The organism is Gottfriedia acidiceleris (genome assembly GCF_004138285.1).
Taxonomy (GTDB): Bacteria; Bacillota; Bacilli; order Bacillales; family Bacillaceae_G; genus Gottfriedia; species Gottfriedia acidiceleris_A.
Genome location: NZ_SCFN01000035.1, coordinates 1 through 26650, shown reverse-complemented (window position 1 = coordinate 26650; position 26650 = coordinate 1). Strand labels below are relative to the sequence as shown.

The 26650-nt window shown below is 33.7% G+C and carries 23 protein-coding genes, 1 pseudogene and 2 other annotated features; of the genes and pseudogenes, 19 read left to right on the top strand and 5 right to left on the bottom strand.

Annotation, left to right across the window (positions count from 1 at the left end; all coding sequences use genetic code 11):
• The 3 genes from EP747_RS24470 to pstA all read left to right on the top strand — a co-directional run.
• Positions 1–346 (top strand): substrate-binding domain-containing protein (locus EP747_RS24470; RefSeq protein ID WP_328590757.1); only part of this gene is annotated, 346 nt, incomplete at its 5' end.
• Between the two features lie 69 nt (positions 347–415).
• On the top strand, positions 416–1312 hold the full coding sequence (gene pstC / locus EP747_RS23350; protein WP_129692381.1) for a phosphate ABC transporter permease subunit PstC: 897 nt from the start codon (positions 416–418) through the stop codon (positions 1310–1312).
• Positions 1309–2196 (top strand): phosphate ABC transporter permease PstA, encoded by an 888-nt coding sequence (gene pstA, locus EP747_RS23345; protein WP_129692380.1) that lies wholly within the window; start codon positions 1309–1311, stop codon positions 2194–2196. The genes pstC and pstA overlap by 4 nt, the downstream gene beginning before the upstream one ends.
• A gap of 123 nt (positions 2197–2319) precedes the next feature.
• On the opposite strand, the gene EP747_RS23340 is transcribed toward pstA, so the two are convergent.
• Entirely contained in the window at positions 2320–2562 is a 243-nt protein-coding gene (locus EP747_RS23340; protein ID WP_129692379.1) for a hypothetical protein, read from the bottom strand.
• Between the two features lie 303 nt (positions 2563–2865).
• Positions 2866–3099, top strand: a binding site (T-box leader).
• Positions 3100–3159: 60 nt separating this feature from the next.
• Here EP747_RS23340 and EP747_RS23335 point away from each other — a divergent pair.
• A complete protein-coding gene (locus EP747_RS23335; protein ID WP_129692378.1) occupies positions 3160–4512 on the top strand; it encodes an amino acid permease in 1353 nt (450 codons plus the stop codon).
• 328 nt (positions 4513–4840) lie between these two features.
• Positions 4841–5326 (top strand): ABC transporter permease, encoded by a 486-nt coding sequence (locus EP747_RS23330; protein ID WP_235832980.1) that lies wholly within the window; start codon positions 4841–4843, stop codon positions 5324–5326.
• A 174-nt stretch (positions 5327–5500) separates the two neighbouring features.
• Here EP747_RS23330 and EP747_RS23325 read toward each other — a convergent pair whose 3' ends face one another.
• Positions 5501–6208, bottom strand: coding sequence for a response regulator (locus EP747_RS23325; protein ID WP_129692377.1), 708 nt, complete (start codon positions 6206–6208; stop codon positions 5501–5503).
• The gene (dcuS, locus tag EP747_RS23320; protein WP_129692376.1) at positions 6201–7811 is read right to left on the bottom strand and encodes a DcuS/MalK family sensor histidine kinase; all 1611 of its coding nucleotides are present in this window, start codon (positions 7809–7811) and stop codon (positions 6201–6203) included. The genes EP747_RS23325 and dcuS overlap by 8 nt, the downstream gene beginning before the upstream one ends.
• Positions 7812–8092: 281 nt before the next feature.
• Between dcuS and EP747_RS23315 the strand changes: the two genes are divergently transcribed.
• The 10 genes from EP747_RS23315 (at position 8093) to EP747_RS23265 (ending at position 20687) form a co-directional block, all read left to right on the top strand.
• Positions 8093–9343, top strand: coding sequence for a dicarboxylate/amino acid:cation symporter (locus EP747_RS23315; protein ID WP_129692375.1), 1251 nt, complete (start codon positions 8093–8095; stop codon positions 9341–9343).
• 419 nt (positions 9344–9762) lie between these two features.
• Positions 9763–10755: a sugar-binding protein gene (locus EP747_RS23310; RefSeq protein ID WP_129692374.1), complete on the top strand. Its 993-nt coding sequence runs from the start codon at positions 9763–9765 to the stop codon at positions 10753–10755.
• Positions 10745–12157, top strand: coding sequence for a sensor histidine kinase (locus tag EP747_RS23305; protein ID WP_129692373.1), 1413 nt, complete (start codon positions 10745–10747; stop codon positions 12155–12157). Before EP747_RS23310 ends, EP747_RS23305 begins: the two co-directional genes overlap by 11 nt.
• Before the next feature lie 25 nt (positions 12158–12182).
• Complete coding sequence (locus tag EP747_RS23300; protein ID WP_129692372.1) at positions 12183–13724, top strand: response regulator; 1542 nt, start codon at positions 12183–12185, stop codon at positions 13722–13724.
• Positions 13725–14128: 404 nt separating this feature from the next.
• Complete coding sequence (locus EP747_RS23295; RefSeq protein WP_235832979.1) at positions 14129–15277, top strand: sugar ABC transporter substrate-binding protein; 1149 nt, start codon at positions 14129–14131, stop codon at positions 15275–15277.
• A 104-nt stretch (positions 15278–15381) separates the two neighbouring features.
• The gene (locus EP747_RS23290) at positions 15382–16896 is read left to right on the top strand and encodes a sugar ABC transporter ATP-binding protein (RefSeq protein WP_129692371.1); all 1515 of its coding nucleotides are present in this window, start codon (positions 15382–15384) and stop codon (positions 16894–16896) included.
• A gap of 15 nt (positions 16897–16911) precedes the next feature.
• Positions 16912–18087, top strand: coding sequence for a sugar ABC transporter permease (locus EP747_RS23285; RefSeq protein WP_129692370.1), 1176 nt, complete (start codon positions 16912–16914; stop codon positions 18085–18087).
• Between the two features lie 245 nt (positions 18088–18332).
• Positions 18333–18674 (top strand): SMI1/KNR4 family protein, encoded by a 342-nt coding sequence (locus tag EP747_RS23280; RefSeq protein WP_419179343.1) that lies wholly within the window; start codon positions 18333–18335, stop codon positions 18672–18674.
• Positions 18675–18969: 295 nt separating this feature from the next.
• Complete coding sequence (locus EP747_RS23275; RefSeq protein ID WP_165347267.1) at positions 18970–19869, top strand: LysR family transcriptional regulator; 900 nt, start codon at positions 18970–18972, stop codon at positions 19867–19869.
• A gap of 560 nt (positions 19870–20429) precedes the next feature.
• Positions 20430–20687, top strand: a complete 258-nt coding sequence (locus tag EP747_RS23265; RefSeq protein WP_129692366.1) for a hypothetical protein — start codon at positions 20430–20432, stop codon at positions 20685–20687.
• Positions 20688–20952: 265 nt separating this feature from the next.
• Here EP747_RS23265 and EP747_RS23260 read toward each other — a convergent pair.
• A pseudogene (locus EP747_RS23260) lies at positions 20953–21603 on the bottom strand (IS110 family transposase); the annotation flags it as partial.
• 124 nt (positions 21604–21727) lie between these two features.
• Positions 21728–22549 (bottom strand): pyrroline-5-carboxylate reductase, encoded by an 822-nt coding sequence (gene proC / locus EP747_RS23255; protein WP_088013172.1) that lies wholly within the window; start codon positions 22547–22549, stop codon positions 21728–21730.
• A 393-nt stretch (positions 22550–22942) separates the two neighbouring features.
• Positions 22943–23155: a binding site (T-box leader), on the top strand.
• A 103-nt stretch (positions 23156–23258) separates the two neighbouring features.
• Between proC and proB the strand changes: the two genes are divergently transcribed.
• From proB to EP747_RS23240, 4 genes are all read left to right on the top strand, one after another.
• Complete coding sequence (gene proB, locus EP747_RS23250) at positions 23259–24362, top strand: glutamate 5-kinase (protein WP_129692365.1); 1104 nt, start codon at positions 23259–23261, stop codon at positions 24360–24362.
• Between the two features lie 166 nt (positions 24363–24528).
• The gene (locus EP747_RS23245) at positions 24529–25776 is read left to right on the top strand and encodes a glutamate-5-semialdehyde dehydrogenase (protein WP_129692364.1); all 1248 of its coding nucleotides are present in this window, start codon (positions 24529–24531) and stop codon (positions 25774–25776) included.
• A gap of 118 nt (positions 25777–25894) precedes the next feature.
• Positions 25895–26071, top strand: coding sequence for a hypothetical protein (locus EP747_RS24465; protein ID WP_165347265.1), 177 nt, complete (start codon positions 25895–25897; stop codon positions 26069–26071).
• A gap of 70 nt (positions 26072–26141) precedes the next feature.
• Positions 26142–26588, top strand: coding sequence for a hypothetical protein (locus EP747_RS23240; protein WP_129692363.1), 447 nt, complete (start codon positions 26142–26144; stop codon positions 26586–26588).
• The last annotated feature ends 62 nt before the right edge of the window (positions 26589–26650 follow it).

Here is a 26650-nt window from a genome sequence, read left to right as displayed (position 1 = left end):
AGACGTTAAGATTAATGATGGCGTAGGAACAGTTCAAGACTCAAACGGTGCAGTTGAGCAAGCTGTAAACTCTACTCCTGGTGCAATCTCATACCTTGCTAACTCTTATTTAATCGGCGACAAAAAAGATGCATTAAAAACTGTGGAAATTGATGGAAAAGAATCTACTACAGACAATATCGTTGCAGGTGATTACCCATTCTATTCTTACGAGTACATGATTACAAAAGGCGATGCGAAATCTCCTGTAAAAGAATATATTGAATTTATTAGTGGCGATGAGTTTGCTGACAAGTTAGTTGAGATGGGTTATATCCCGGCTTCAAAAATGACAGGTTTAGAATAATATAAAAAATGGGAGTTGGTTTTATACCAACTCTCAAACTAATTTATTAATGGATGATAGGGGTTTATCATGAATTTCAAAAAAAGAAACTTTTTTCTAATTGAATACCTTGGAAGAACTCTTGTAACTTTATGTGGTTTCTTAATGATCGGTATTACAATAGCAATAATAGGATTTATTGTTAGTAAAGGAATCCAATCATTTACAGTAAATGATATATCGTTAAGTGAAATTTTGTTTTCAAAACATTGGAGTCCAAATAATGCTTCAAATCCAACATATGGTGCCTTAATTTTTATTGTTGGCTCAATTCTAGTATCTGTTGGTGCTGTAATTATAGCTGCACCAATTGCGATTGCATTAGCAATTTTCATGAATTTTATTTCACCGAAGTTTGGTGAAAAAGTATTAATTCCAGTATTGGAAATTCTAGTCGGTATTCCTTCGGTAGTTTATGGATTTCTTGGCGTAACAATATTAGTTCCTCTTATTAGAAATACTGTAGGCGGAGTAGGGTTTAGCTTAATTGCGGGGATTATTGTGCTTAGTATTATGATTTTACCTACAATTGCAAGTATAGCATCTGATGCTGTGAGAGCTGTTCCTAGAACATATTTGGAAGCATCATATGGACTAGGTTCAACTAGATGGCAAGCAATTAAGTTGGCAATCGTACCAGCGGCAAAAACAAACATTTTAACTGCGATCGTTTTAGGTCTTGCTCGTGCTTTTGGGGAAGCTTTAGCAGTACAAATGGTAATCGGAAATACAGTTAAGTTCCCTAATGGTATTTTTGACCCAACGGCAACATTAACAGGAATTTTAACAATGGATATGGCAAATACATTAAACGGTACAGCTTGGAATAACACTTTATGGACTCTAGCAATGATCTTACTTCTGATATCCTTCGTCTTTATACTAATCATTCGATTAATTGGAAGAAAAGGAGGATATGAATCATGATGGCAAGAAAAATGGATAAGATTTGGACGGGAATACTTTGTTTAATAGCTGGTTTAGTTGTAATATTATTATTATTTTTATTGAGTGAAATTATTTTTAAAGGTTGGGGATTCTGGGACTTTGATTTCCTGTTTGGAAAACCTAGTAATATTCAAGCAGGTGGTGGGATAGGACCACAACTTTTTAATTCATTTTATATCTTAGTGTTAACATTAATTATTTCAGTTCCGATTGGAGTAGGAGCTGGGATTTATATGGCAGAATATGCTAAACCAGGTCGTTTTTTAAATTTCTTAAGATTATGTATTGAAACGTTGGCTTCATTACCTTCAATCGTAGTAGGTTTATTCGGTTTATTAGTATTTGTAACGATGACTGGATGGGGTTACACTTTAATTGGTGGTGCACTAGCGATTTCAATCTTAAATCTTCCAGGTTTAACAAGGGTAAGTGAAACAGCGTTATTAAATGTTCCTAAAACTAGTAAAGAAGGTAGTCTTGGATTAGGAGCTACAAAGTGGCAAACAATTACTAAAATTAGTATCCCAACAGCAATTCCACAATTAATTACGGGAATTATTTTAGCAGCTGGAAGAATTTTTGGTGAAGCAGCGGCATTAATCTATACTGCTGGACTTACAACGCCTATTCTAAATAATGCTGCTCCATTAAATACACCGATGAACCCGTTTAATATTTTTAGACCAGCAGAAACATTAACAGTTCATATCTGGAAATTAAATTCAGAAGGTATAGTTCCAGATGCGCAAAGCATTGCTACAAAATCTGCGGCAGTCTTAATTGTAATGATCCTTTTATTTAATCTATTTGCTAGATTGTTTGCTAAGTTTTTAAATAGACGCTTTACAGGGGCAAAAAGATAATAAAATATGCGTTTTTAAAAATCTCTATGGAAGATTCCGTAGAGATTTTTTGTGCTTTATCAATTGGGAGTGCTATTTTAATTATTGTTTTTTATCGATCATGATATGTATAACGATTAAAAGTTAAGCGTTCTTTATTTTATCAACCTCACTAAGTAATGTTTCTAAATTTTTTAAAATAGTCCTAGCTATTTGATGTTCTTTATTTTGTTCTAAGTGTTCTTTAGCAACTTTAGATAATTCAGTATAATCGTGATGTGAACTTTGGTTATGCTTATCATTGGTTTCTGAGAAGTTGAAAGCATTGCTAAGCTTAACACTTACTTCATTGTGTATATTTTTCAGACTTTCAATAATTTCATTCATTCTTTGCACTCTCCAACTCGTTTAGTAAATTTAATTCATAGTTAGTATTTACATGTGACCATTAAAAATGAATTGATAAATATTAATATTTTAACAAATATCGTTTGATTTATTTAGGTTGTGAGGGCTAACGAAATTGACAGATGATACTTCAATTAAAGTATTTTACGGATTTATTTTGCTATTGAACCGATAAGCCTATGATTTGTTTCTTCAAAATTATTATCCTAAAAAAACTATTGACAAGTTTGCTTCTCGTCCGTATAGTATTAGTTATTATAAAAAATATTCAGAAATATTTATCAAAACGCAAAGATCAGGAGTAGTAAAAGTTAATTATTAGGTAAAGAGAGCTGCGGGGTGGTGCAACGCAGTCCAATGATACTTTGAACTTGCCTGGGAGTGGTAAAGCGAAAGATTAGTCTTATCTTTTCTCTGGTTTTAACGATTGACCTTCGTTACAAGGTTTTTAAAGTAGGGTTCGAAATGAGCCAATAAGAGTGGTACCGCGGTAAGCTAAGGCATATCGTCTCTTTCTTCATTTGATTATGAAGAATGAGATGATATGCCTTTTTTGATTTTTTGGGAGGTTAGGATATGAAAATGGACAAACGGAAATTACAAAGGACAATGACGTCAAGACATATTACGATGATGGCATTAGGAGGTGCCATTGGGGCAGGTTTATTTAAAGGAAGTAGTTCAGCCATTGATATGGCAGGCCCTTCCATCATAATTGCTTACTTGCTAGGAGGCATCATCTTATTATTCATCTTACAAGGTTTAGCTGAAATGGCGGTTCGTAATAGCGATGCAAGAACATTTAGGGATCTTGTCCAATCTATTTTAGGAAAGTATCCTGCTTATTTCCTTGATTGGATTTATTGGAAAATGTGGGTATTGAACATCACGGCCGAATCAGTCGTTGCTGCCATTTTCATTCAATATTGGTTGCCTGAATATCCAATCTGGATACTGGCATTAGTTGTTTCTGTGTTAGTTACAACAATCAACTTGCTATCAGTAAAGGTTTTTGCTGAAACGGAGTACTGGCTTGCTTTAATTAAAATTACTGTCATCATTGTGTTCATCTTGGCTGGATTAGTGTTGTTGCTCGTGAATTTTGGTGATCATAAAGCAGTCGGTTTCTCTAACTTGACAGACCATGGTGGTTTCTTTCCGAATGGATCAACAGGTTTAATCTCGGCTATGCTGGTGGTAATTTATTCATATGGTGGTACTGAAATTATCGGGGTTACATTAGCAGAAACGAAAAATCCCGAAAAAGTGGTTCCAAAAGCTGTTCGAAGTACATTGGTGAGGATCATTTCTTTCTATATCATTCCATTTTTCATCATCGTTAGTTTAATTCCTTGGAACAAAGTAAACGGGGTGCCTGAAAGTCCGTTTGTGATGGTCTTTAAGATGATAGGGATTCCTGGTGCTGACCATATTATGAACGCTGTTGTTCTAATAGCGATTATTTCATCGATGAACTCTGGATTGTATGGTTCATCCCGTGTTCTATATACGCAAGCTGTGGACGGTCGTATTCCGAAAATCTTTTCAAGATTATCTAAGAAAAAAGTTCCTGTTTATGCAATATTAATATGTACTTCCACTTTATTTGGCGGTGTACTGATTTCCTTATTTGCTGGAAGCAAGACCTTCGATTTCTTGATGGGATCGCTGGGATATACCGTATTATTCATCTGGTTGATCATTGCATTTGCTCATTTGAAATCACGTAAACAGTCACCTGGAAAAACAAGTGACTATTCAGTTAAATGGTTTCCATATACGACTTGGGCAGTGATAATCGCTTTAATGATGATTCTAATCGGAATCATTTTCACGACACCGATCATCGTAACGATCATTACACTTTGCATCTATATCTTTATTACCTTAACGTATCTATGGAAAAAACGCCTTAACAAAAACTTGTAGAAGAGATAATTAATAATAATTGAAATAGATGGTGATTATGAATAAGCCTTACTTAAGGCAGTTCATGCAAGCACTACACTTATGCTATACTCGTTCCTCAATTAACTGGTGCTTTACTTTAAATGAGTAAAGCACTTTTTTTACTGATTAGTAGATCAAAATTTTAATTTAACAGAACTTATTAGTTAATAAGATTATCTATTAAGTTTTTAAATTAAGTTGCCATAAATAGTTATCGTACTTGGACAAGCATACAATCACTTAAGTTTAGTCCCAATATAATGATAGGAGTTTATTAGAGAGTGAAGTGATAAGTGTGCCTCCAAAAATGAAAAAACCAAACGATTCAAATGAAGAGAATAAAGAGAATATTAATATTGCATCAGCCTTTAGAGCTGTTAATAATGCAAATCAAACTGTTCCTGAAAACACTTTTGTAAAAGTAAATTATCAACTTAAACAATTTGATTTAGCAAATGAATATAATCCATTTACTTCAGTATTTAGACCAAAAAATAATGGGGTCTATTTAATTTCTGCTACGATTTCTTTTATCCCAAATAACAACAATGTCAACTATAGAACACGGATCGAAATTCGTGTGAATGGACGACCCGCAATCGCTATCGATAACGATTTCTTTGGTCCAATAAACTTCGGAAATGCTGTAAATGTTTCGACAATCCTGAAACTAAATGCTATGGATAAGGTTGAGGTTTTTGCTCAAAGTAGCTTAGCTGGTGTGATCGGAGCAAATGTTGATGGTGCAGTTAGTACTCATTTTGAAGCTGCGAGATTTCCGTCTCCATCTTAATCGTTTAAAAATAGGACAAGAATCTTTAGGATCCATGTATTGAAAAAAGGCACTGATTATCAAAGTCAGTGCCTTTTCATTTTTTTATTAACTTAATTTGCTAAACTAATTCTCTTCTTCGGCTGAATTGCGGCCTCCGCTACAGCTTTTGCCACTGCTTTGGCAACACGTTCATCAAGTGCATATTTGATTTAGTTTATCTGATTTTAGTGTGTACAAATAGACTGGTCTTCCAATTCCATATGTCAAAGACTCTTCAAGGACACCAATACTGGTTAGAAACTTCAAATATTTTCTTATCGACACTCGTGATATAAGGGTGGTCTCAGAGATATCATCAGTTGTAAACTGACTGTTTCCTTTTGACTTGATCACATTTATGACCACCTGTAGAGTACTGCTAGTTAAGCCTTTAGGCAAATTACTCATTGCTTCTCCGACAGGTTTTTGATCTATACTAAAGAACTGTTCATCCAGATCTTCCTGACTAAATAAGTTTTTATTTGCAAAAAAATTATATTTATCTTTATACTTCATCAAGGCCTGATTAAATCTTTCAAACTCAAACGGTTTAATTAGATAGTCTATTGCACCATATCTCAAAGCTGTATGAATTTTTTCTTTGTCTGCAGCTGCAGTTATTAGAATGACATCTACTGCCATGTTTTGTTCCCGAATAAAACTAAGCAATTCAAGTCCAGTCGAACCAGGCATATAAACATCTAGCAATATAAGGTCTACCTGTTCATTTTTAAGGAACGCAATGGCATCTTTCACGGTATGGGTAATCCCTAATAAACTAAAACCTTTTATCTCTTTAAGATAACGTTTGTTGAATTCAGCAACCATCGGATCATCTTCTACAATTAAGACCTTAATCATTATCATGCCTCTTTTCTTCATATGGAATTTGTATATGGAATTCAGTCCCTAGTAGTAATTTTGAGTCGATTATTAATTCCCCATTTAGATTTTGGATACTATTTGCAACCAAATAAAGGCCATAGCCACGATTTTCTCCTTTTGTGGAAAAACCTTTTTCAAATACTTTCTTTTGTAACTCATCAGACATTCCAGGTCCTGAATCTAAAACTTCGATTGTTAAAAATTTATCAGTGTAATTAAAAATTACTTCCACTGTTTTTTCTTCAGTATCAGACATCGCTTCTATTGAATTATCGATCAAATTCCCAAGAATGGTTATTAAATCTTGAGTAAAATGAGGGTCTTTCGGCTCTGGAATGACATTAGTGCATTCAAAAGATAGCTCCACATTTTCTTCCCTGGCATAACTTAATTTTCCCATAATAAATCCGGCCAGAGCAGGGTCTTTAATATGTTGAGTAATATTTCCATATTCTTGATTTTGATAGTTCACTAAAGTTCGGATAAAATCTGATAATTCATCATAGGATTTCATTTGGACCATACCAAGAATGACGTGAAGTCGGTTCATAAATTCGTGGGACTGGGCGCGAAGGGATTCCGCATACATTTTTACCCCTGTTAATTGTTCGGCCAACTGATTTACTTCGGTCTTATCTCGGAAAGTGGAAATCGCTCCAACGACTTCACCATTTACCACAAGTGGAACTCGGTTAACGAGGATGGAGACACCGTTTATGTTTTGTTCTTCATCTAATTCAGGTTTACCTGTTTCCAAAACGTAATCCAATCTCGTTGATGGCATATATTCATCTATTTTCATGCCAACGGGTTTCTGAGAAAGCCCAGCCTTTTGAAAGATTTGTAAAGCTGATTTATTTACCAAAGTAATGATTGAATGATTATCGACTGCGATAATTCCCTCATGAACAGATTGGAGCATTGTACTCCTCTCCTCAAGAATCCTTGCAATGGCAAAGGGCTCGAGTCCCAGCAATGTCCTTTTAATATACCTTGCAAGTAAAATGGCACCAATGATGCCTATTATTAAACCAAGAACTGTAACGATCAGAATGTTCCAATGACTTTTGCCAAGTACTGATTCTAAACTCTTAAGTGATATTCCGACTGCTACAACGCCGATTTGTTCATTTCTTATATTGTATATGGGGGTAAATGCACGAACTGATTCACCTAAGGTTCCATGTGAGATTGATACATATTCTTTACCCTTTAGTGCTGCCTTTTCATCACCACCAACAAAATGTTTGCCGATTTTTTCTGGATTTGGATGGGATTTACGGATCCCGTTCATATCCATTACAACAATAAACAATACATTTGTAGCAGTTTGTATTTCATTTGTATAATCTTGAATTGCAGTACTGGGGTGTCCGTCACTTATTTCATCAATTACAATTTGTGATTTAGCAACAGTTCTAGCTACAATTATGGCCTTTTCTTCTTGATTTTTTATAAGTTTATTACTGACACTGTTACTTATTAATAAATCAGTAATCATTAAAGATAGTAGAACGACTAAACAAACAAAAAAAATGATAATCGTACTTAATTTAAATCTAAATCGCTGATCGCGCACATTTACCTCCGTAAAATTACTAGTAACTATTAATAAAAATTAGCATTTACTAGATTTATCATATTGAACCGAAATTGCTCTAATGGATTTTATTCATACTTTTCCAATTTACTATAAAATATAGCCCAATTAAACTAAACACCGTGATTTTGTTACTTACTTTAATTACAAAACAATTTATAAAGTTATTTTAACTATTTAAAACGTTCACAAAATTGTAACATGTAAATAATTCAAAAAAATGTAATCGTTTTCAAATAAATGATTGGAGGTAAAGCACATTGAGAATTAATTTTAAAAGTCTTACAACTCAAGTTATTCTAGGAATTTTTCTAGGTGTTTTGGTAGGGTTCGCATTTCCAGATTTCGGTTCACAGTTAAAGGTTATTGCTGATATTTTTATTAAACTAGTAAAAGTTGTGATTGCACCGATTATTTTCTTAACCATTGTTATTGGGATTGCTGGAATGGGGGATATAAAGAAAGTTGGCAAAATTGGTGGGAAGGCCTTACTTTATTTTGAAATCGTTTCGACAATCTCTTTAGCGATTGGTATTATTGTTGCAAATATATTAAAGCCAGGTAGAGGGATTGATGCAGCTACAGGAAAAGGAGATATTTCTCAATATACTAAGGCAGCTGCGGAAACAAGCCATGGTTTTATGGACTTTATCGCTTCAATTATACCAGATAGCTTTATTGGGGCATTTGCAAACGGTCAGCTTCTACCAGTGCTCCTACTTGCAATAATGTTTGGTATTTCTCTTGCCCATTTAGGCCATAAAGGCAAACCGGTCATAGAGCTTTTTGAAAAATTTACTGAAGTGTTCTTCGGAATTGTTAATATTATCATGAAAGTTTCTCCATTTGCCGCTTTCGGTGCGATGGCATATACGATTGGAGAATTCGGGATCGGCTCGCTGATGTATCTTGGAAAACTAATGGGATCTGTTTACCTAACAATGGCTATATTCATTGTTCTAGTTCTTGGCGGAATTGCTAAAATGTTCGGTTTTAATATCTTCAAATTTATCGCTTATATAAAAGAAGAAATCCTTCTTGTTGTTGGAACTTCATCATCTGAGGCAGCATTGCCGAAGATGATGGAAAAGCTAGAGAAATATGGCTGCTCAAAATCAGTAGTAGGGCTTGTTATTCCAACAGGTTATTCTTTTAATCTTGATGGGACTTCTATCTATCTCTCAATGGCAGCATTGTTTATTGCACAAGCTTATGGTGCTGATCTAAGCATTTGGCAGCAGATTACGTTATTAGGAGTATTAATGTTGACTTCTAAAGGTGCTGCGGGAGTTACTGGTTCTGGGTTTGTGACATTAGCCGCAACATTAGCGGTATTTCCGTCAATCCCAGTAGAGGGAATGGCACTCATTCTTGGTATTGACCGTTTCATGTCGGAAGCACGCGCGGTTACTAATCTTATTGGAAACGGTGTTGCTACTGTTGTAGTGTCTAAGTCCGAAGGTGAATTTAATCCGATCTATCAGGTTGAGGAAACAAAAATGACAGTTTAAGTTAGAAATTGTAACCCAACATTATTAATTCTGAGCAAATTAAGTGGAAACAAAATAAAAAAGTGTAAAGATATTTTGTGCACTTTTCCTGAGTCAACCAATGCGTTATGGAGATTAGTTAAAATACTTAGAGTTAGCAAGAAGAATATATTAATTAAATGCAAAAAAAGTTTTATGAAAATGATCTCCTATTATAGAAAGGGGATCATTTTTTTTTTTTTGTAAAAAATCTCAATATAACGATTTAAAAGTTAATGGAAGATGTTTGATATAACAAATGAAGTATAGTATAACGTGAAACTTATTAATAAAACAATTGGAAAATTAGTATAAAAAAAAGGGAAAAAATTGTAAAGTTTAATAGTCTTGTAAACTGTATAATCAAAATGTACTATTTTAATATAGGACTGGAGGAAATTATGGAAGAAAAAAAATGGTCGATTATTTTAAGCGTACTTTTTTTATTGTTTGTTTATGTACTTATTCATTTTGAAATAAATGCTAGAAATATTGAAAATTCAGTTCAAAAATTACAGGATCGAGAAGTGGAAGCGAAGAAAAAACTCCATTTTGTCCTTATTTCGCAGGAGTTTGATAATCCTTATTGGAGGAAAGTACAAGAAGGAGCAGATGTTGCTGCAGAAAAATTTGGAGTAAACGTTGAATACATTGGTCCTTTACGTACAAGTCCTGAAGAACAAATTAAGTTATTAGAAAAGGCAATTGCTTCTCAAGTGGACGGTATTATCGTACAAAGTCTTGATGAGAATACTTTTTCGCCCGTAATTAATAAAGCGGTTACACAACATATTCCTGTTATTACGATTGATACAGATGCGCCAAAAAGTAAGCGTATTGCTTATGTTGGTACAAATAATTTTAATGCAGGAGAGCAGTTAGGAAGAGTTGTAGTAGAGGAAACGAATGGTGTTGGGAAAATTGGCGTTATTATAGGAAGTGAAAAATCAGAAAGTCAGCAGGCGAGACTAAACGGCTTTTTAAGTATTGTTAAAAAGCATCCGAAATTAGTCGTAAAGGATATTGAGTCCTCTAATATATCGATTATTCAAGCAAAGCTTCAAACTGAAAGTATGCTACGTAATAATAAAGACATTTCAGTTATGGTTGGTACAAGTGCTTTAGACGCGATTGGCATTTTGAATGCATCAAAAAATTTAAAGTTAAATCAAGTTGAGATATTTGGATTTGATAATATCGAAGGAACACTCCAGGCAGTTCAAGATGATTCGATTAAAGCAACTGTTATTCAGAAGCCATATGAAATGGGCTTTCAATCTGTAGGATTATTAATTGATTCTTTACATGGAAAAGTTATTAATAAAGAAAATTTTACACCAACCGAGGTGGTGACGAAAGAAACGTTGATCAGGAGGAGAAACGTTGAAAATTAGGACAAAGCTATTTATTTTTATTCCTATTCTAGTTATTTTATTAAATCTTGTTTCATTTTTTATTTTTGAAAATGGTAAGAAAGTTCAAGAGAGTTATAATTTAATGATTAATAAAATATTTTTATATAAACAAATCTCTTCTGAAACCCAGGAGAATTTAAGCTTGGTCAGTAGTTATATTATTAATCCACAGCCAAAAAACTATCGATCGATATTGCAGCATAAAAGCAATTTACAAAAATTAAAAAAGGAATTATTAACGCATAATGCTACTAAAAATAATCAGCTTGTGTTAGAAAACTTTACTCATATGATTGATTCTTTTCTAGAGTTAGAATCGTCGATTACAGATAATTTAGTCTCTCAAAATTTTTCAGGTTATACAGATCAATACCGAGATATAGAGAAAATATCAGGGTTTATTAGAGAGGATAGTCAAAACTTAGTTGATTTAGAGCTAAGTAATTATCAGCCTATTTTTCGAAAGATTATTGCAAATACTCAGTCTATGAATCAATTAGGTGTCCAGTTGTTCGTTATAACGACTATCATTAGTATTGTTTTTGCAATTTGGCTGTCTAGAAGTATTGTCATTCCAATCAATCGATTAGTTTATATGGCTAAACAAATTGGTAAAGGTAATTTCAATGTGGATCCCCCTACATTGTATCGAAATAATGAAATCGGTATTCTTGGTAAAATCCTCAATGAAATGTCTAAGAACTTAAGCAATCTAATGATAAAAAATATCGAAATTGTAGAGAAGGACCGACTTGTAAAGGAGCTTGAGTTAAAAGCTTTACAAAGTCAGATAAACCCGCATTTCCTGTTCAATACGTTAAACGTTATATCTAAGTTAGCTTATATTGAAGGAGCTGAGCAAACGAGTGATCTGACTGTGTCGACCTCGAATTTGCTACGTTATAATTTACGAAAATTAGACGAGCCTGTAACTCTTTTGGAAGAAGTCAGAAATGCTGAGGAATATTTTTCGATTCAAAAGGCGAGGTTTAGAGATCGTGTACGCTTTGAATTAAATATAGAGGAGTCTTGTTTAGGAAATAAAGTTCCTTGTTTAACATTGCAACCACTTCTTGAAAACGCATTTATACATGGTATAGAGGGGATGGAGCAAGGAGCAGTAATAGGGATTACAATCAAGAATCATGAAAAATATATTTACATCGAAATTTATGATAATGGTGCTGGTATGAAAGAAGAGACTAGAGAGGCTCTTTTAACGTCGTCTATGCCGATCATCTCTCAAAAAAGCTCAACTGGATTAGGTACAACAAATGTGTTTAAACGCTGGCGCCTCTTTTATGGAGAAGAAGATATTGTTGATATCAAAAGTGAAATAAATAAAGGGACAACCATTATATTAAAGCTTCCTGTCTCATGAAAATTTTAAATAAAAGGAGGTACCTATGTATCGTTTATTAATTGTTGATGATGAACCATTAGAGCGTGAGGGACTTGAATTGATGATAAATCGATCAATGCCTAATCAATTTCAATTTGAACAAGCTGAAAATGGACGAGTTGCGATTGAAAAATCAATAGAATACCAGCCTCATATTATCTTTATGGATATAAAAATGCCCGGTATTCAAGGGCTTGAAGCTGTTTCTGTTATAAAGCAAAAACTACCTGATACGAAAATATTCATTGTCACTGCATATGACTATTTTACTTATGCACAAGAAGCCATTTCATTAGGTGTTAAAGATTATATTTTAAAGCCTGCTAAAAAGGATCATATCATCTCTTTACTTCAAAAGATGATCGATGAAATAGAAGATGATCATAAGAAAAGATTACAAGAATTAGAGGCTATTGAAAATTTATCGATTATACGTCCTCTCACTGAAAATGAATATACGTTAATGTTAATGTTTAATACTGTTCAAGAACTAAATGTGTCTCAATTGTCTGGTATTCTCGGTTTCGAAATCGAGTTAGGTTATGCGAACGTCATTAAATTGCCTAAAGAAATTAGTCAAAATGACAAGGAGCAAAGGAGAATTTATGAATGTGTTAGGCATTTTATGAAATCTTCGAGGAATTGTTTAATTAGCCCTGTTGTAGATGGTCAATTAGCCATATTTATTCCAGTGCAGCCAAACCGAGAAGTCGATCTGCAATCGCTTGTACTCTATCAAGATGCTTTAAAAACCATCGAATACATCGAAAATCAAACTGGTTATCAAACAGTGATTGGCATTGGGTCTTTAAAGAAAGGAATTGAAGGATTACGACAATCTTATAATGAGGCATTTCATGCAAGTTTAAAGTGCGATGAGTTAACACGTGTTAATCTGCATTCAGTGAGTCTTTCATTGAGTATACCGGACGAGGAAAAACAAGTTTTAATCGATACTTTTAGAAAAGCTGATTTAGAAGATGTTATGAACCAATTCAATCATCTATATGAAAGATTTGTTAATTATGATGTTTCTCAAGTTAGAAAAGAATTGAATTCATTATTTAATCAAATTTTCCAATCTCTCCGCAATTCATCGATCGAAGTTGAAAAATTTCATATTCCAGACATTAATGAAATCAGTCAATTGAAGATGATTGTGGAGCAACAAATCATTAATTTAATTACAAAGATCGATCGAGAAAAAGAAATCAAAACGAATCATCTGATGATACTGGCCAGGGAATATATCTCTCATCACTTCATAGAGGATCTCTCACTTGAGCAAGTTGCCAACTATTTAAAATTGAATCCAGTTTACTTTAGCAAACTATTTAAAAAGCAAACAGGTGAGACTTTCAGTGATTATTTAATGAATTTGAGAATTAATAAAGCGAAACAATTAATGGGAAAAAGAGAATTAAATTTAAAAGAAATTTGTTACCAAGTAGGCTATAATGATCCAAATTATTTTAGTCGAGTATTTAAAAAATGTACGAATGAATCTCCTAAGGAATATCGAAAAAAGGTATTAATGAATATTTAAAGTGAATAAGAGGAGAGTTTTTTAATACTTGAATTTAACTAATCAATATTTTACTAGCTTTGAAAGATTAAAAATTTCACTTACATTAGATTTAAGAAATAATGATAAAAGGGTCTAACGACATACTTAATAATCGTATTTACGAATTGCTTTTAATTTGCACATACTTTTATTGAGTTTTCAGTTTGACTCTTTTTTTGTTTGAAATCGAAATTAACTGTACTAATATGTCCTAAAGTTAAGATAATGCTAGTTTTAATATTCTGAATGTAAACGTTTTCTGTGGTGAGGTAAATTAGTGCAGATAATAGACAAAAGAGTGAAGGAAATGGGTAAGCGTTTCCAATAAAAATCGTGATAACCTTATTTATGAAAGCGTAACCAGAAAAAAAGGGGGAAACACTTTGAAAAAGTTATCAAAGATTTTTGCAATAATTTCAGTATTTTTAGTAATGACTCTTGTTGCAGCTGGATGTGGATCTTCAGCAACATCAAGTGATAGCACTTCTGCTGGTAAGAAAAGTAAGGATGGTAAAGTTGATATTGGTATCGTTTTACCTACAAAAGATGAGCCACGTTGGACTCAAGATGAAACTCGCTTTAAAAATGCTTTAAAAGATACAGATTACTCAGTTGAAATTTTATTCTCACAAGGTGACTCTGCTAAAGAAAAAGCAAACGTTGATTCTTTAATTGCAAAAGGCATCAAAGTTTTAATTATTTGTCCTCAAGACGGTGCTGCTGCTGCTGCTTCAGCTGATGCTGCAAAAGCTGCTGGTGTTAAAGTAATTTCTTACGATCGTTTAATTACAGGTACTGACGCAGTTGATTACTATGTATCATTTGATAGCGTTGCTGTAGGTGCTGCACAAGCACAATATCTTGTAGACCATGCTTCAAGTAAAACTGGTCAACCTTTATACCTATACGCAGGTGCTGCATCTGATAACAATGCATTCTTATTCTTCCAAGGTGCTTGGAAAGTTCTTCAACCAAAAATTGCTGATGGCACATTCAAAGTTGAGAATTCAGCAGCTGCAAATAGCTTAAAAGCTAAAGCTGATTTAACTCGTGATGAGCAAGCAAAAATTATTGGTCAAGTTACAACTAACTGGGATTTCAACGTTGCTAAAAACTTAGCTTCATCTAACTTAACAAAAGCTTCAAAAGCTGACAAAGGTGATGTATTAGTTCTTGCTCCAAATGATGGAACTGCTCGTTCAATCGCTGATACATTTAAATCAGATAAAGACGTTTCTTCATATGTAATTTCTGGTCAAGATGCTGAAAAAGCTTCTGTACAATACATTATTGATGGCAAACAATCTATGACTGTTTTCAAAGATGTTCGTACTTTAGTTAAAGATGCAATCGCTACTGCAACTTCAATCTTAAAAAATGAAACACCTGATGCTTCAGGCGTTACAAACAACGGTAAAGCTGATATCAAAACAAAACAAACAGATATTATTGTTGTTGATCAAAGCACAGTGAAGAAAGACTTAGTTGATTCTGGATACTATAGTGCTTCAGACTTCACTGGATTGAAGTAATTAATAGAAGAAAAAACTTGCAAAATAGTGATGGTCTAACCGTCACTATTTTGTTCAATTTAATCAATGACTCAAGTAGATGGCAAATTCGGGAGACGGATCATATGAGTGAATTTATTTTAGAGATGAGAAATATCTCAAAAGAGTTTCCAGGTGTAAAAGCATTAAGCGATGTTAATTTCAAAGTTAGAAAAGGGGAAATACATTGCTTAGTTGGTGAAAATGGTGCTGGAAAATCGACCTTAATGAAAGTTTTAAGCGGTATTTATCCATTTGGAACATATACAGGTGATATTGTTTTTGGAGATGAAGTTCAAAAGTTTTCCAAAATTAGTGATAGTGAAAAAAAGGGTATTGGGATTATCTATCAGGAATTATCGCTTTTTCCTGAACTATCCGTATATGAAAATATTTTTATCGGACATGAAATTAAAAAGGGAATGACTGTTGATTTCAATGAAACCATTGTAAAAGCAATCGAAATGTTAAAAAAAGTAAAATTGGATGTAAATCCGGATGTGCAAATTAAAGAATTAGGTGTAGGTAAACAGCAGCTTGTTGAAATTGCTAAAGCACTTAGTAAAGATGTTAAATTGCTTATTCTTGATGAGCCTACAGCTGCTTTAAATGAAGACGATAGTGAAAACCTACTTTTCTTAATGGAAGAATTAAAGAACCAAGGCATTTCTTGTATTATGATTTCGCACAAACTTAAAGAAGTAATTGCTGTTGCAGATACGGTTACTGTACTTCGTGACGGGAAAACAATTTGCTCTTTAAATAAAGAAGAAATCACCGAAAACACAATTATCAAACATATGGTTGGTCGTGAAATTGATGATATTTATCCGAAGCGTCCAAATCAAAAGTTTGGTGAAGTTTCATTAGAATTAAAAGACTGGGATGTGTACGATCCAAAATTAGGTCGAAAAATTCTTCATAATATCAATCTAAATGTTCGAAAAGGCGAAATTATCGGTATTGCTGGATTGATGGGATCAGGTCGAACAGAACTAGCAAAAAGTATTTTTGGAAATCCAACAAATTTCAAGCTTGATGGTTCTGTTTTAGTGCAAGGTGAGCAAAAGCGTTTTAAACATCCAAAAGATGCAATAAAAGCTGGTATAGCCTATGTAACAGAGGATCGTAAAGGCGACGGATTGATCCTTGAACAAGATATTAAAAATAATATTTCGATTACGAACTTATTCGAAATTTCCAAGTCAAGCGTGATTAATCAACATGAGGAAATTATTGTTACAAATGATTACTTAAACAAGTTAAACATAAAAGCTCCTTCAATTACTTCAATTGTTGGGAAATTGAGTGGTGGTAATCAGCAAAAAGTATCGTTGAGTAAGTGGTTATTTACGAATCCGAATGTACTTATTCTCGATGAGCCTACTCGTGGAATAGACGTAGGTGCAAAATTTGAAATCTATAGTTTTATGAATCTACTGGTTGAACAAGGCATGAGCATTATCATGATTTCCTCTGAACTTCCAGAAGTCCTTGGTATGAGTGATCGAATTTATGTTATGGCAGAAGGCAAAATAACCGGGGAATTATCAAGAGAAGAAGCAACTCAAGAGAGCGTTATGGCTCTAGCTACCGTTTAAGAGAGGTTGAATAAAATGAACTTTTTTCAAGAAGCAGGCATGTTATTAAGGAAAAACATCCGTGAATATGGAATGTATATAGCCCTTGCAGTAATAATGTTAGTATTTACTTTAAATACAGATGGATTATTTATGTCATCTCGTAACTTAAGTGATTTAATCAATATGACAGGTTATGTTGCAGTCCTTGCAGTTGGGATGACATTAGTAATCGTCATTAGACATATTGACCTATCTGTTGGTTTCGTTGCTGGTTTTCTAGGAGCAGTAGTCGCTCTATTTTTAACACAATATGGTTTGCCGGTCTGGATCTCAATCATTGCAGTTCTAGTATTTGGTGCAATTATTGGTTTAATTAATGGTTTCTTTGTTGCAAATTTAGGAATCCCGTCATTCGTTGTTTCATTAGCAGGAATGCTGATCTTTAAGGGACTATTACTGATGTCTCTTGTTCACACAGGCACAATTATCGTTTCTAATGAAAGCTTCAAAGCAATTGGAAATGGATATATTCCTAGCTTAGGAGATTTGAACGGCTTACACATTTCAACACTTTTAATTGGTGCAATCTCTATTATTCTTCTTATATGGAGTGACTTTAAAAAGAGAAACGTAAACATAAAGTACGGATTTGAAGTACTTTCAATGCCGATGCAAATTATAAAACTATTATTTATTTCTGGTATCATTGGTTACATTTGCTATATTCTAGCAGGCTATCAAGGAATTTCTTGGACTGCTGTAATCATGTTTATTGTTGTAGTAGTCTACCACTTCATCTCAACAAGAACTCCTTTAGGGCGTCACATTTATGCAGTTGGTGGAAACCCTGAAGCAGCACAGTTAAGTGGAATTAGCGTAAAGAAAATCACTTACATTGTATTCGGTTCAATGAGTATGCTTGCAGCCCTTTCAGGCGTATTGTTTACAGCTCGACTTGCATCTGCTTCTCCCCAAGCAGGTACAATGTTTGAGTTAGATGCAATTGCTGCAGCTTATGTAGGTGGTGTTTCTGCTGCTGGTGGTGTTGGTAAAGTAACAGGTACAATTATTGGTGCATTCGTAATGGCTTCATTAACAAGTGGGATGAACTTAATGGGTATTGATATCTCATACCAATACATCATTCGAGGAGCAGTTCTTGTTCTTGCGGTTGTGTTTGACGTAATGACACGTAATAAAGGGAAATAATATAAAAAAACAGAAACAGTCGATTGTATGACTGGTTTCTGTTTTTTTATTTTTTATGATTTGAATTTGATAGAGTGGATTGATGTTTTTCTTATTTAACTAAATGGCAATTTAGTTAAATAAGGAAAGACTGATTAAATAATAAATTGTATGATAGAAATAAATTTTGCTTTAGGAGGATAAAATGAACCTTTCTAATTTAAATATAGACATTATAAACAAAGGTACCAGTAAAAAAGAGATTTGTGAAGTTGAACAAGAGATGGACTGTAATTTACCTGTGTGTGGTATATATAAATTTACTTCAACAGGTGAATGGATTTTTAACTGATGAAGGAGTTCTTATTTACGGTACTCAAGATCTTGTAGAACGAAATCTAACCTATGAAGTGTCTGAATATGCGACAGGGTATGTTGCAATAGGAGATGATAGCGGCGGAACAGTGTTTCTTATGTTACAAGGAAAAGAAATGAGTCAATTAATAACCGTCGATGTTGGTGATATGAATCCTACAAATGGAAAAGTGCTCTCTACTGATTTGTTTAAATGGATATATGAAGGATGCCCACTAATAAAAATTTATTAGTGTTTTTTTATTAAACTAACGCAGTGCGTTAGTTGTACAACGTGAGTTGCTTCGGCAGCTCTTTTTTTGTTCAACAAAATGCAGATTAGTTGAAGAAGAAAAGTTTTTAAAACTTTTTTTACACATAAAAAAGGACCATTTTTGAGAAAATAAACATAAAAATTACTCAAAATAGTGAATAGAAGACTCTACTTAAGTGAGGGTGAGATTTACTCAATTTTAAAAATTGAGTAATAAAAAGAAGAACTTTTTAATGAACTTTTTTTATATTTTTAAAAAAATGAGGTTTTTAAATATGAATTTTGAACAAATGGAGCATATTGTCACTGTCGCAAATGAAAAGTCGATTACAAAAGCTTCAGAAAAGCTCGACATATCTACTTCAGGATTAAGTCAATCTATTTCTCAGCTAGAAAATGAACTAGGAATTAAAATTTTTAATCGAACAAAAAGAAGCATTACTCCTACTATTGATGGTAAAATAGTTGTTTCAACAGCAACTTCTATCATAAAATTAATAAATAAAATGAATAATGAGATTAACAAAAATAAGAATGAAAAGCATTTAAAAATTGCTACAACAGTTGGATTAAATTATCACCTTCAGGACACAGTCTTGAAATATAAATTAGCGCATAATGATATTACTTTTGAATTAACAGAGGTAGATAGCGAAGATATTATAGAAGTTATTATAAAAGAAGAATATGACTTTGCAATTACTCCAGATCCTTTAAAAAGATTAAAAAAGCTAAAAAATATATCTTATATACAAATTTGTAAGAGTCATTTTTGCCTTGGAGCTGGAAGAAGTTCACCATTGTATTCATTGGAATACATAACACCAAATGATCTAAAGGGTGTAAAACTTTTAACTTATAGACGCTCACATTTAAATTTATTATGCAAATTGTTTAACTTATCTCCAAATCAAGTGTTTTTAAATTCAAATAGATCAAGGTCAATTATAGAAATAGCAAAAGATAGTGATGCAATTTTTATTGCACCAAAAATTTTCTTTATAAATAATGATTTAGTAATTAATGGAGATGTAAAAATGATTCCAGTTAAAGAAAATAATCAATTTTTCGAGACTGATTATTGGCTTATTTATTCTGAAGCAAAAGGTTTGTCTAATTTAGCTTCAGATTTTATTAAAGATTTTTTAGAGTATATAGATGAATTTTGTAAGTAGAAAACTAAGTGTAAAATTGTTCAAGGGAGTTATGTAACTAACGCATGCTTTAGTTGAACAACATGATCGACGATTCGTCGGTCTTTTTTTATGCAACATAATGGCAGTTTAGTACAATAAGGATTATCCGAAAATTATGTGGAAAAGTCTGAATTCCCCCAAGTTACAGTAGTAGATTTACGATGTATAATTAACTGCAATTAACATCGAAGGGGTAAATCAAAATTGAAAAAAGAATATCTAAACCATTTATTTATTTATTTATTTATATTAGACATAATTGCTTTGACAATTTTTAAAATTGATTATATTAACAATCCCACAAACCTAAATGAACTTATTTCAAATTTACTTGAAACGAGTACATTTATTTTATTAGGAGTAATGAATCTGATATATGGAGATAAAAAATTTAAGATTATCGGAGTATTATGTTTTGTAGTTGCGACTGTACCTTTGTTTATACAATTTGTATAGAGAAAAACAAATCGCCCATACCAAAATCGGTAGGGATATACTTAGTGTATTGTGCTTTCTCAATTATGAGCTGGAGGGGATGTATGAAAAAGCATCTACCGTTAATTAGTTTGGCAATAACAATCATAACTGCTTTTATCCCTACGGCAGCCAAGGAATTACCATATTATCATTGGTTTGGAAAGCCATATAGGGTTTACGGTATAACCGAAACGGGGCAATGGAACTTTCAAGTAGGTGATTTTATCGTTAACTACTTACTTTTTTATTTAGCATTATATTTGCTTTTTAAAATAATAAACAAAGTGAGGGAAATCCCGAAAAAGAAAAAAACTGTCTAATGGAACTTACAATGAAAAAGAAAAAATTAATTGCTTATTCAACTAAAGCATGCATTAGTTGAACAACAAGATCGGCTGTTTAGTCGATTTTTTTTATTCAACAAAACCAGCTAATAGGATGTCAATATTTTTCAATAAACAATTTAAAAGTCACATGCTATACTAAAATGTGCATGCCAAATAGCCTTCCATAACCTTATTGGAAGGTTTTGTTATTACTTCGTAATTTTGGTATTTAGCTTAAATCTAGGAAAGTTTCTTTCCTTTACATTAGGATATATATCCAATGAAGTAGTTTGTTAACACAAGCGATTATTGCGACTTTTGAAGGTTTTCCTTCTTCGCGTTTTCTATCGTAAAATTCTTTTAATCGTTTATTTCTGGAACTTCTAATACCACAAAGAACAGCCATATATAGAACGTGGCGAAGTCTACTAGAACCTCTTTTGGTGATCCGATTAATAGTGGCAGTAAATTTTCCAGACTGATGTACACTTGGATCTATACCTGCGTAGGCTACTAATTTTTTAGGATGATTAAACCGATCTATTTCACCAATTTCAGAGATAATCGTTGCCGCGATTTTTTCTCCGATGCCTGGAATAGACTGGATTATCTCATATTCTTCAATGTCTTTAGCGAGAGTATCTATTTGTTCGTCTAAGATTGATAGATGCTCTTGATATTGAAGAAGCATTTTAATAAACATTTTTAAACTAACTAAATGGCTTTGATACACAATATACTCAAATGGATTATTTTTGGCAGCTTCATTTAATTTTGCTGCTTTTTTTAATGCCCATTGGTATGAACGTGTTTTGCATAGAGAATGAATCTTCTCAGCTAAACTTACGTTCCTGTTCCGTTTCCGGCAAGTCGTAATACCGAACGAAGCGAAAACCTTTAAGATCAAGAGAATAAAATAATAAAAGAATAAAAGACCATAAGGAAGCAGCCGCACATATATTAAAATTTTTGCACTAGAACCGAAAAAGACGATTTTTCGTTCAAAACTGAACAAAAAATCGCCTTTTTTTGTTTTACATATGTTTTATGAGACTGGATAGTTCAACAGACTTTTGCGTACAACGCTTTATAGCTGAAATGATAGCTGTTCTTAAGCCTTTTTCCTCTAATATTGCTACAGCTTCTATTGTCGTTCCACCTGGAGAACAAACCATGTCTTTCAATGCACCTGGATGTATTCCCGTTTCCAGTACCATTTTTGCAGAGCCTAATACAGCTTGAGCTGCGAATTTATATGCTTGATTTCTTGGCATACCATCTAATACAGCAGCATCTGCCATGGCTTCTATAAACATATATACATATGCTGGCGAAGAACCACTTACAGATGTTACAACATCCATTAATTTTTCGTTTACTATCTCTGTTTGGCCAAAACTATTAAAAATGTTCAGTATATCCTCTAAATCTTTTTCTGTAACCATTTCATTAGGACATAACGCAGACATTCCTTCTCCAACAAGAGCAGGTGTATTAGGCATTACTCTTACAACCTTTAACTTTTTATCAAAAGCTTCCTCAGTACTTTTAATGCTTTTTCCTGCAGCGATAGTTACGACTATAACATCGTTTTTTATCTGTTCGTTTATTTCGTTAATTACTGATGAGTATAGGTCTGGTTTGATAGATAAAATTAAAATGTCAGCATTTTTAGCTACCTCATTGTTGTCAGTAGTTGTAGTTATACCATATTTTTTACTAGCATTTTTTAAATTTGTATGGTTTAAATCTGAACAAATTATTTTATCCGAAGGCACTATATTTTTGGTTATCATCCCACCAATCATAGCTATCCCCATATTTCCGCATCCAATGAATCCAATTTGTTTATCCATATTTACTCAATTTTGCTCCTTCTAAAATAAATTATATCGGTTTGAAATTATTATTCTGAAAAAATTAATAATATCCCATGCAATATAAAAAAACATTTTAAGAGAGTACATTGTTTTTTGCAATATAAAAAAATATAGAAATCAGTTTTATTCTGTATGAAACGCGTATATTCTAAATAATTTAGTATCTTTGTTATATATTAACTAATCAAATTTTAAATCATGTTGAAGATTAGTAATACATCACTATTAACAACGTAATGAATATAAAAAAACTTATGTTTAGACATGAATTTCACTTTATGCTAAGAGATGTTTAGAAAATTAATTTAATTTAAAAAATGCCTCTTGACATAAAAACGCACTATATTGCATAATGTATAAAAATCAAATTGAAAATCGTCGAAGGGAACTAGTACATATATCTTCTTGCGAAAGAGAGTGGAATTCACCGGCTGAAAGATTCCTCGTTTAGAAAGTATCGAACCTATCCCTGAGTCTTAAACGAAAGTTTAGGCGTATACCTTCGTTATAGGTGTCAAGCGGATATATATATTTATATCAATAAAGGTGGTACCGCGGAACAATGACCGTTTCGTCCTTTTTATTAAGGGCGAAGCGGTCATTTTTATTTTGCTCTTTATTGCTAAATAGCATGTTAGAAGTTTAATTTACAAAAAAATTCGCATTTAGAATAGGAGGGACAAAAGTGAAAAAACAGCGAATTGTCGTGAAAATTGGAAGCAGTTCCTTGGCAGTTAATCATGGAGGTATCTCTGAGGAACAGCTTTCTGAACATGTTGCTGCTTTGGCGCAATTGAAACAGGAAGGACATGAAGTGTTGCTGGTTACATCTGGGGCAATTGCTGCAGGTTTTTCTGCTCTTGGGTATCCAAGTCGACCTGTAACAATTAAAGGGAAGCAGGCTGCCGCGGCTGTAGGACAAAGTCTGTTAATGCAGGCGTATACGGAGGAATTCCGTAAATATGGTATCGTTACCGCGCAGCTTTTGCTGACGAGAATTGATTTTTCTAGAAAAGATCAATACAGTAATGCATATGCCACTTTAGGAGAGCTACTAAATCGTTCCTCTCTTCCAATAATCAATGAAAATGATTCAATTTCTTTAGAGGAGCTGACTTTTGGTGATAATGATATGCTGTCAGCTTTAGTGAGTGGGCTTGTTTCGGCGGATATGCTCATGATTTTTACGGATGTGAACGGTTTATATGACCAAAACCCTCAGAAAAATGCGGACGCGAAAAAGTATTATTTCCTCCCTGAGGTTACGGAAGAAATTGCTTCTCTTGCTGAAGATGCGGGTTCAAAACTTGGGACTGGCGGTATGAGATCAAAAATCGATGCTGCAAAGACGGCACTATCTCTTGGAGTGAGTGTATTTATCGGAACAGGACGTGGACAGGAGAAGTTTTTAGATGTTTTGAAGGGTAAAGGTGATGGAACGTATATCGGTAATGCTCCTCGAAAAGTGATTAAGATGAACAAGCAATGGATCGCGCTACATTCGCTTGTTAGTGGACAAATTGAAGTAGATGCTGGGGCAGCCTCTGCCATCATTCATCATGGAAAAAGTCTTCTTCCTGCTGGTGTTACTAATGTGTCTGGGTTCTTTCGAGCGGGCGAAGTTGTGGAGGTCATCACACAACAAGGACTCTTGATAGGGAAAGGTCAGTGTAGATATAGTGCAGAGGAACTACAGGATATAAAAGGGATGCAGAGTCACGTCATTCAGGCTCAACGCGTAAGACATAGCTATGAAGTCATTCATAGGGATAATTGGGTTTCATTTTAAGAATAGAGAGGATCCGTTCAAGTGAAGAGGGCGGAATCCTCCGTCCTAAATCTGATTGATTCACCTAATATCTATGTAGAAGAGTCTTGGATGATCGTTCCAAGTTGTCAAAGTTAAACATGCCTCAAGTTTTTATATTTTGAATCTTTAAAAGGAGGAAATGAAGATGAATGAAGTATTAGAAAAGGGACAAAAAGCGAAAAAGATAGCTGGAGAACTTGTTCTCAAATCCACAGTTCAAAAAAACAAGGCACTTGCTGCGATTGCGGATCAATTGATAATAGAAACACCCTATATTTTGGAGGAGAACAAAAGAGATATTGAAGTAGGTAAAGCAAAAGGAATGTCTGCTTCTATACTTGACCGCCTTACGCTGAATGAACAGCGCATTATTGATATGACAGAGGGTATCCGGCAGCTAATTGATTTGCGTGATCCTGTTGGAGAATGTGTAACCACATGGGAAAGACCGAATGGATTGTCTATTCAAGAAATGCGTGTGCCACTAGGTGTTGTCGGGATGATTTACGAAGCGCGACCGAATGTAACTGTGGATGCGGCCACAATTTGCTTGAAAACAGGAAACGCAGTGATCTTGCGTGGCAGTTCTTCCGCTACTTATTCTAACAAAGCCATCGTAGCTGTCATTCACCGAGCTCTTAAACAAACGAGCTTGCCTCCAGAAAGCGTACAGCTCATTGAAGATACGTCACGATATAGTGCAAAGCAGCTGTTTACATTAAATGAGTATTTGGATGTTCTTATCCCAAGAGGTGGCAAACAGCTAATAGATACTGTAGTAAGAGAAGCGTCTGTTCCTGTATTGGAAACAGGTGCGGGAAATTGTCACATTTTCATTGATGAAACAGCGGATAAACAGATGGCATTTGATATTATTATAAATGCAAAAACACAGCGACCATCTGTATGTAATGCAATTGAAACAATTATACTTCATGAGGAGTGGGCGCACCGATTTGGTACCGAGCTCTTTTCTTCCTTAAAGGAAAAAGGAGTAGAGCTACGTGGAGATAAGAAGGCACTGGCTATCGATTCTTCTATTGTACCTGCTTCAGAAGAAGACTGGGGAACTGAATTTTTGTCTCTCACGCTGGCAGTCAAAATGGTCTCCTCTGTTGAGGAAGCTATTAACCACATCAATACTTATGGATCCATGCATTCCGAAGCGATTATTACAGAAAGGGAAGAAAGTGTGAACAAGTTTTTCACGTCCGTAGATGCCGCGGCGCTCTACCATAATGCTTCGACTCGCTTTACTGATGGTTTTGAATTCGGCTTTGGTGCAGAAATCGGCATCAGTACGCAAAAGCTACATGTAAGGGGACCAATGGGACTTCCTGCATTGACTTCTACAAAATACGTGATTCGTGGAAATGGACAAGTTCGGAGATAAGGAATGTAGGGAAAGAGGCAAATCCTTATGATGAGGTTTTTTAAGCATAAAAAGAATATTGTTTTAAGAGAATAAATATATTCGTGCTTCCATTTGGAACTTTTTGGAGGGAATTTAAATGGCTTTTTGGATTTCAACAATCGGTGGTATCTTAGCTTTGGGTGTATGGTTTTGGTATTATGCATCTTTAGGAAAAAGAATTCATCAGGAAGAAAAAGAGGCTGGCAGGGATTTATCTTATGAAATCAATCCATTTACAGGTTCAGCTAAAGGAACTTCAAATGAAAAAAAGTAACTACAAACCTTATGCAACTAAAGCATGCATTAGTTACATAAAACGAACTGTTGGGGGATGGTGAGTAATAATGAAATGGAATGAGATTAAAACAACTGAGGATATAAAGAATCTTCAAATGTTATTTGGAGGATTCCATGATAGTTGTTTAAAAGAATTATATTTATGGACAGATAGTTATGTAGATGAAGATTTATCAATGGCTATGACATCAGGGACTAATGTAAGAATACTTTTTCAAAGACAGTTTGAAAATACATCAGCAATAGAATTACTGTTTGAAGGTGTTAAACAATTTCACATCTCACCACCTCCAGAGGACTATGATTCAATAATTTACGGAGCTTCTGTGTTAATTGAAGATGAATTAATTTATTGGGCTGATGATAGTAGTTGGAGCCTTAATAAGTATATAAATTATGATGTAAGTTGGATCTCATCTAAAAGACTAAGATGGAGAGACGTTAGTGCATGGATGGGAGAAAAAATGAGATATGGTGTAATTAGTGAAGATTAATTCATTTTTCTTATTCAACTAAAGCATGCTTTAGTTGCACAAGCAGCAAAAAAGGATCTTTT

What these genes read in the sequence shown, in the direction of transcription:
- pstC (WP_129692381.1), top strand. Translation starts at nt 416, where the DNA reads ATGAATTTCAAAAAAAGAAACTTTTTTCTAATTGAATACCTTGGAAGA.
- pstA (WP_129692380.1), top strand. Translation starts at nt 1,309, where the DNA reads ATGATGGCAAGAAAAATGGATAAGATTTGGACGGGAATACTTTGTTTA.
- EP747_RS23340 (WP_129692379.1), bottom strand. Translation starts at nt 2,562, where the DNA reads ATGAATGAAATTATTGAAAGTCTGAAAAATATACACAATGAAGTAAGT.
- EP747_RS23335 (WP_129692378.1), top strand. Translation starts at nt 3,160, where the DNA reads ATGAAAATGGACAAACGGAAATTACAAAGGACAATGACGTCAAGACAT.
- EP747_RS23330 (WP_235832980.1), top strand. Translation starts at nt 4,841, where the DNA reads ATGAAAAAACCAAACGATTCAAATGAAGAGAATAAAGAGAATATTAAT.
- EP747_RS23325 (WP_129692377.1), bottom strand. Translation starts at nt 6,208, where the DNA reads ATGATTAAGGTCTTAATTGTAGAAGATGATCCGATGGTTGCTGAATTC.
- EP747_RS23310 (WP_129692374.1), top strand. Translation starts at nt 9,763, where the DNA reads ATGGAAGAAAAAAAATGGTCGATTATTTTAAGCGTACTTTTTTTATTG.
- EP747_RS23300 (WP_129692372.1), top strand. Translation starts at nt 12,183, where the DNA reads ATGTATCGTTTATTAATTGTTGATGATGAACCATTAGAGCGTGAGGGA.
- EP747_RS23290 (WP_129692371.1), top strand. Translation starts at nt 15,382, where the DNA reads ATGAGTGAATTTATTTTAGAGATGAGAAATATCTCAAAAGAGTTTCCA.
- EP747_RS23285 (WP_129692370.1), top strand. Translation starts at nt 16,912, where the DNA reads ATGAACTTTTTTCAAGAAGCAGGCATGTTATTAAGGAAAAACATCCGT.
- EP747_RS23275 (WP_165347267.1), top strand. Translation starts at nt 18,970, where the DNA reads ATGAATTTTGAACAAATGGAGCATATTGTCACTGTCGCAAATGAAAAG.
- EP747_RS23265 (WP_129692366.1), top strand. Translation starts at nt 20,430, where the DNA reads ATGAAAAAGCATCTACCGTTAATTAGTTTGGCAATAACAATCATAACT.
- proC (WP_088013172.1), bottom strand. Translation starts at nt 22,549, where the DNA reads ATGGATAAACAAATTGGATTCATTGGATGCGGAAATATGGGGATAGCT.
- EP747_RS23245 (WP_129692364.1), top strand. Translation starts at nt 24,529, where the DNA reads ATGAATGAAGTATTAGAAAAGGGACAAAAAGCGAAAAAGATAGCTGGA.
- EP747_RS24465 (WP_165347265.1), top strand. Translation starts at nt 25,895, where the DNA reads ATGGCTTTTTGGATTTCAACAATCGGTGGTATCTTAGCTTTGGGTGTA.
- EP747_RS23240 (WP_129692363.1), top strand. Translation starts at nt 26,142, where the DNA reads ATGAAATGGAATGAGATTAAAACAACTGAGGATATAAAGAATCTTCAA.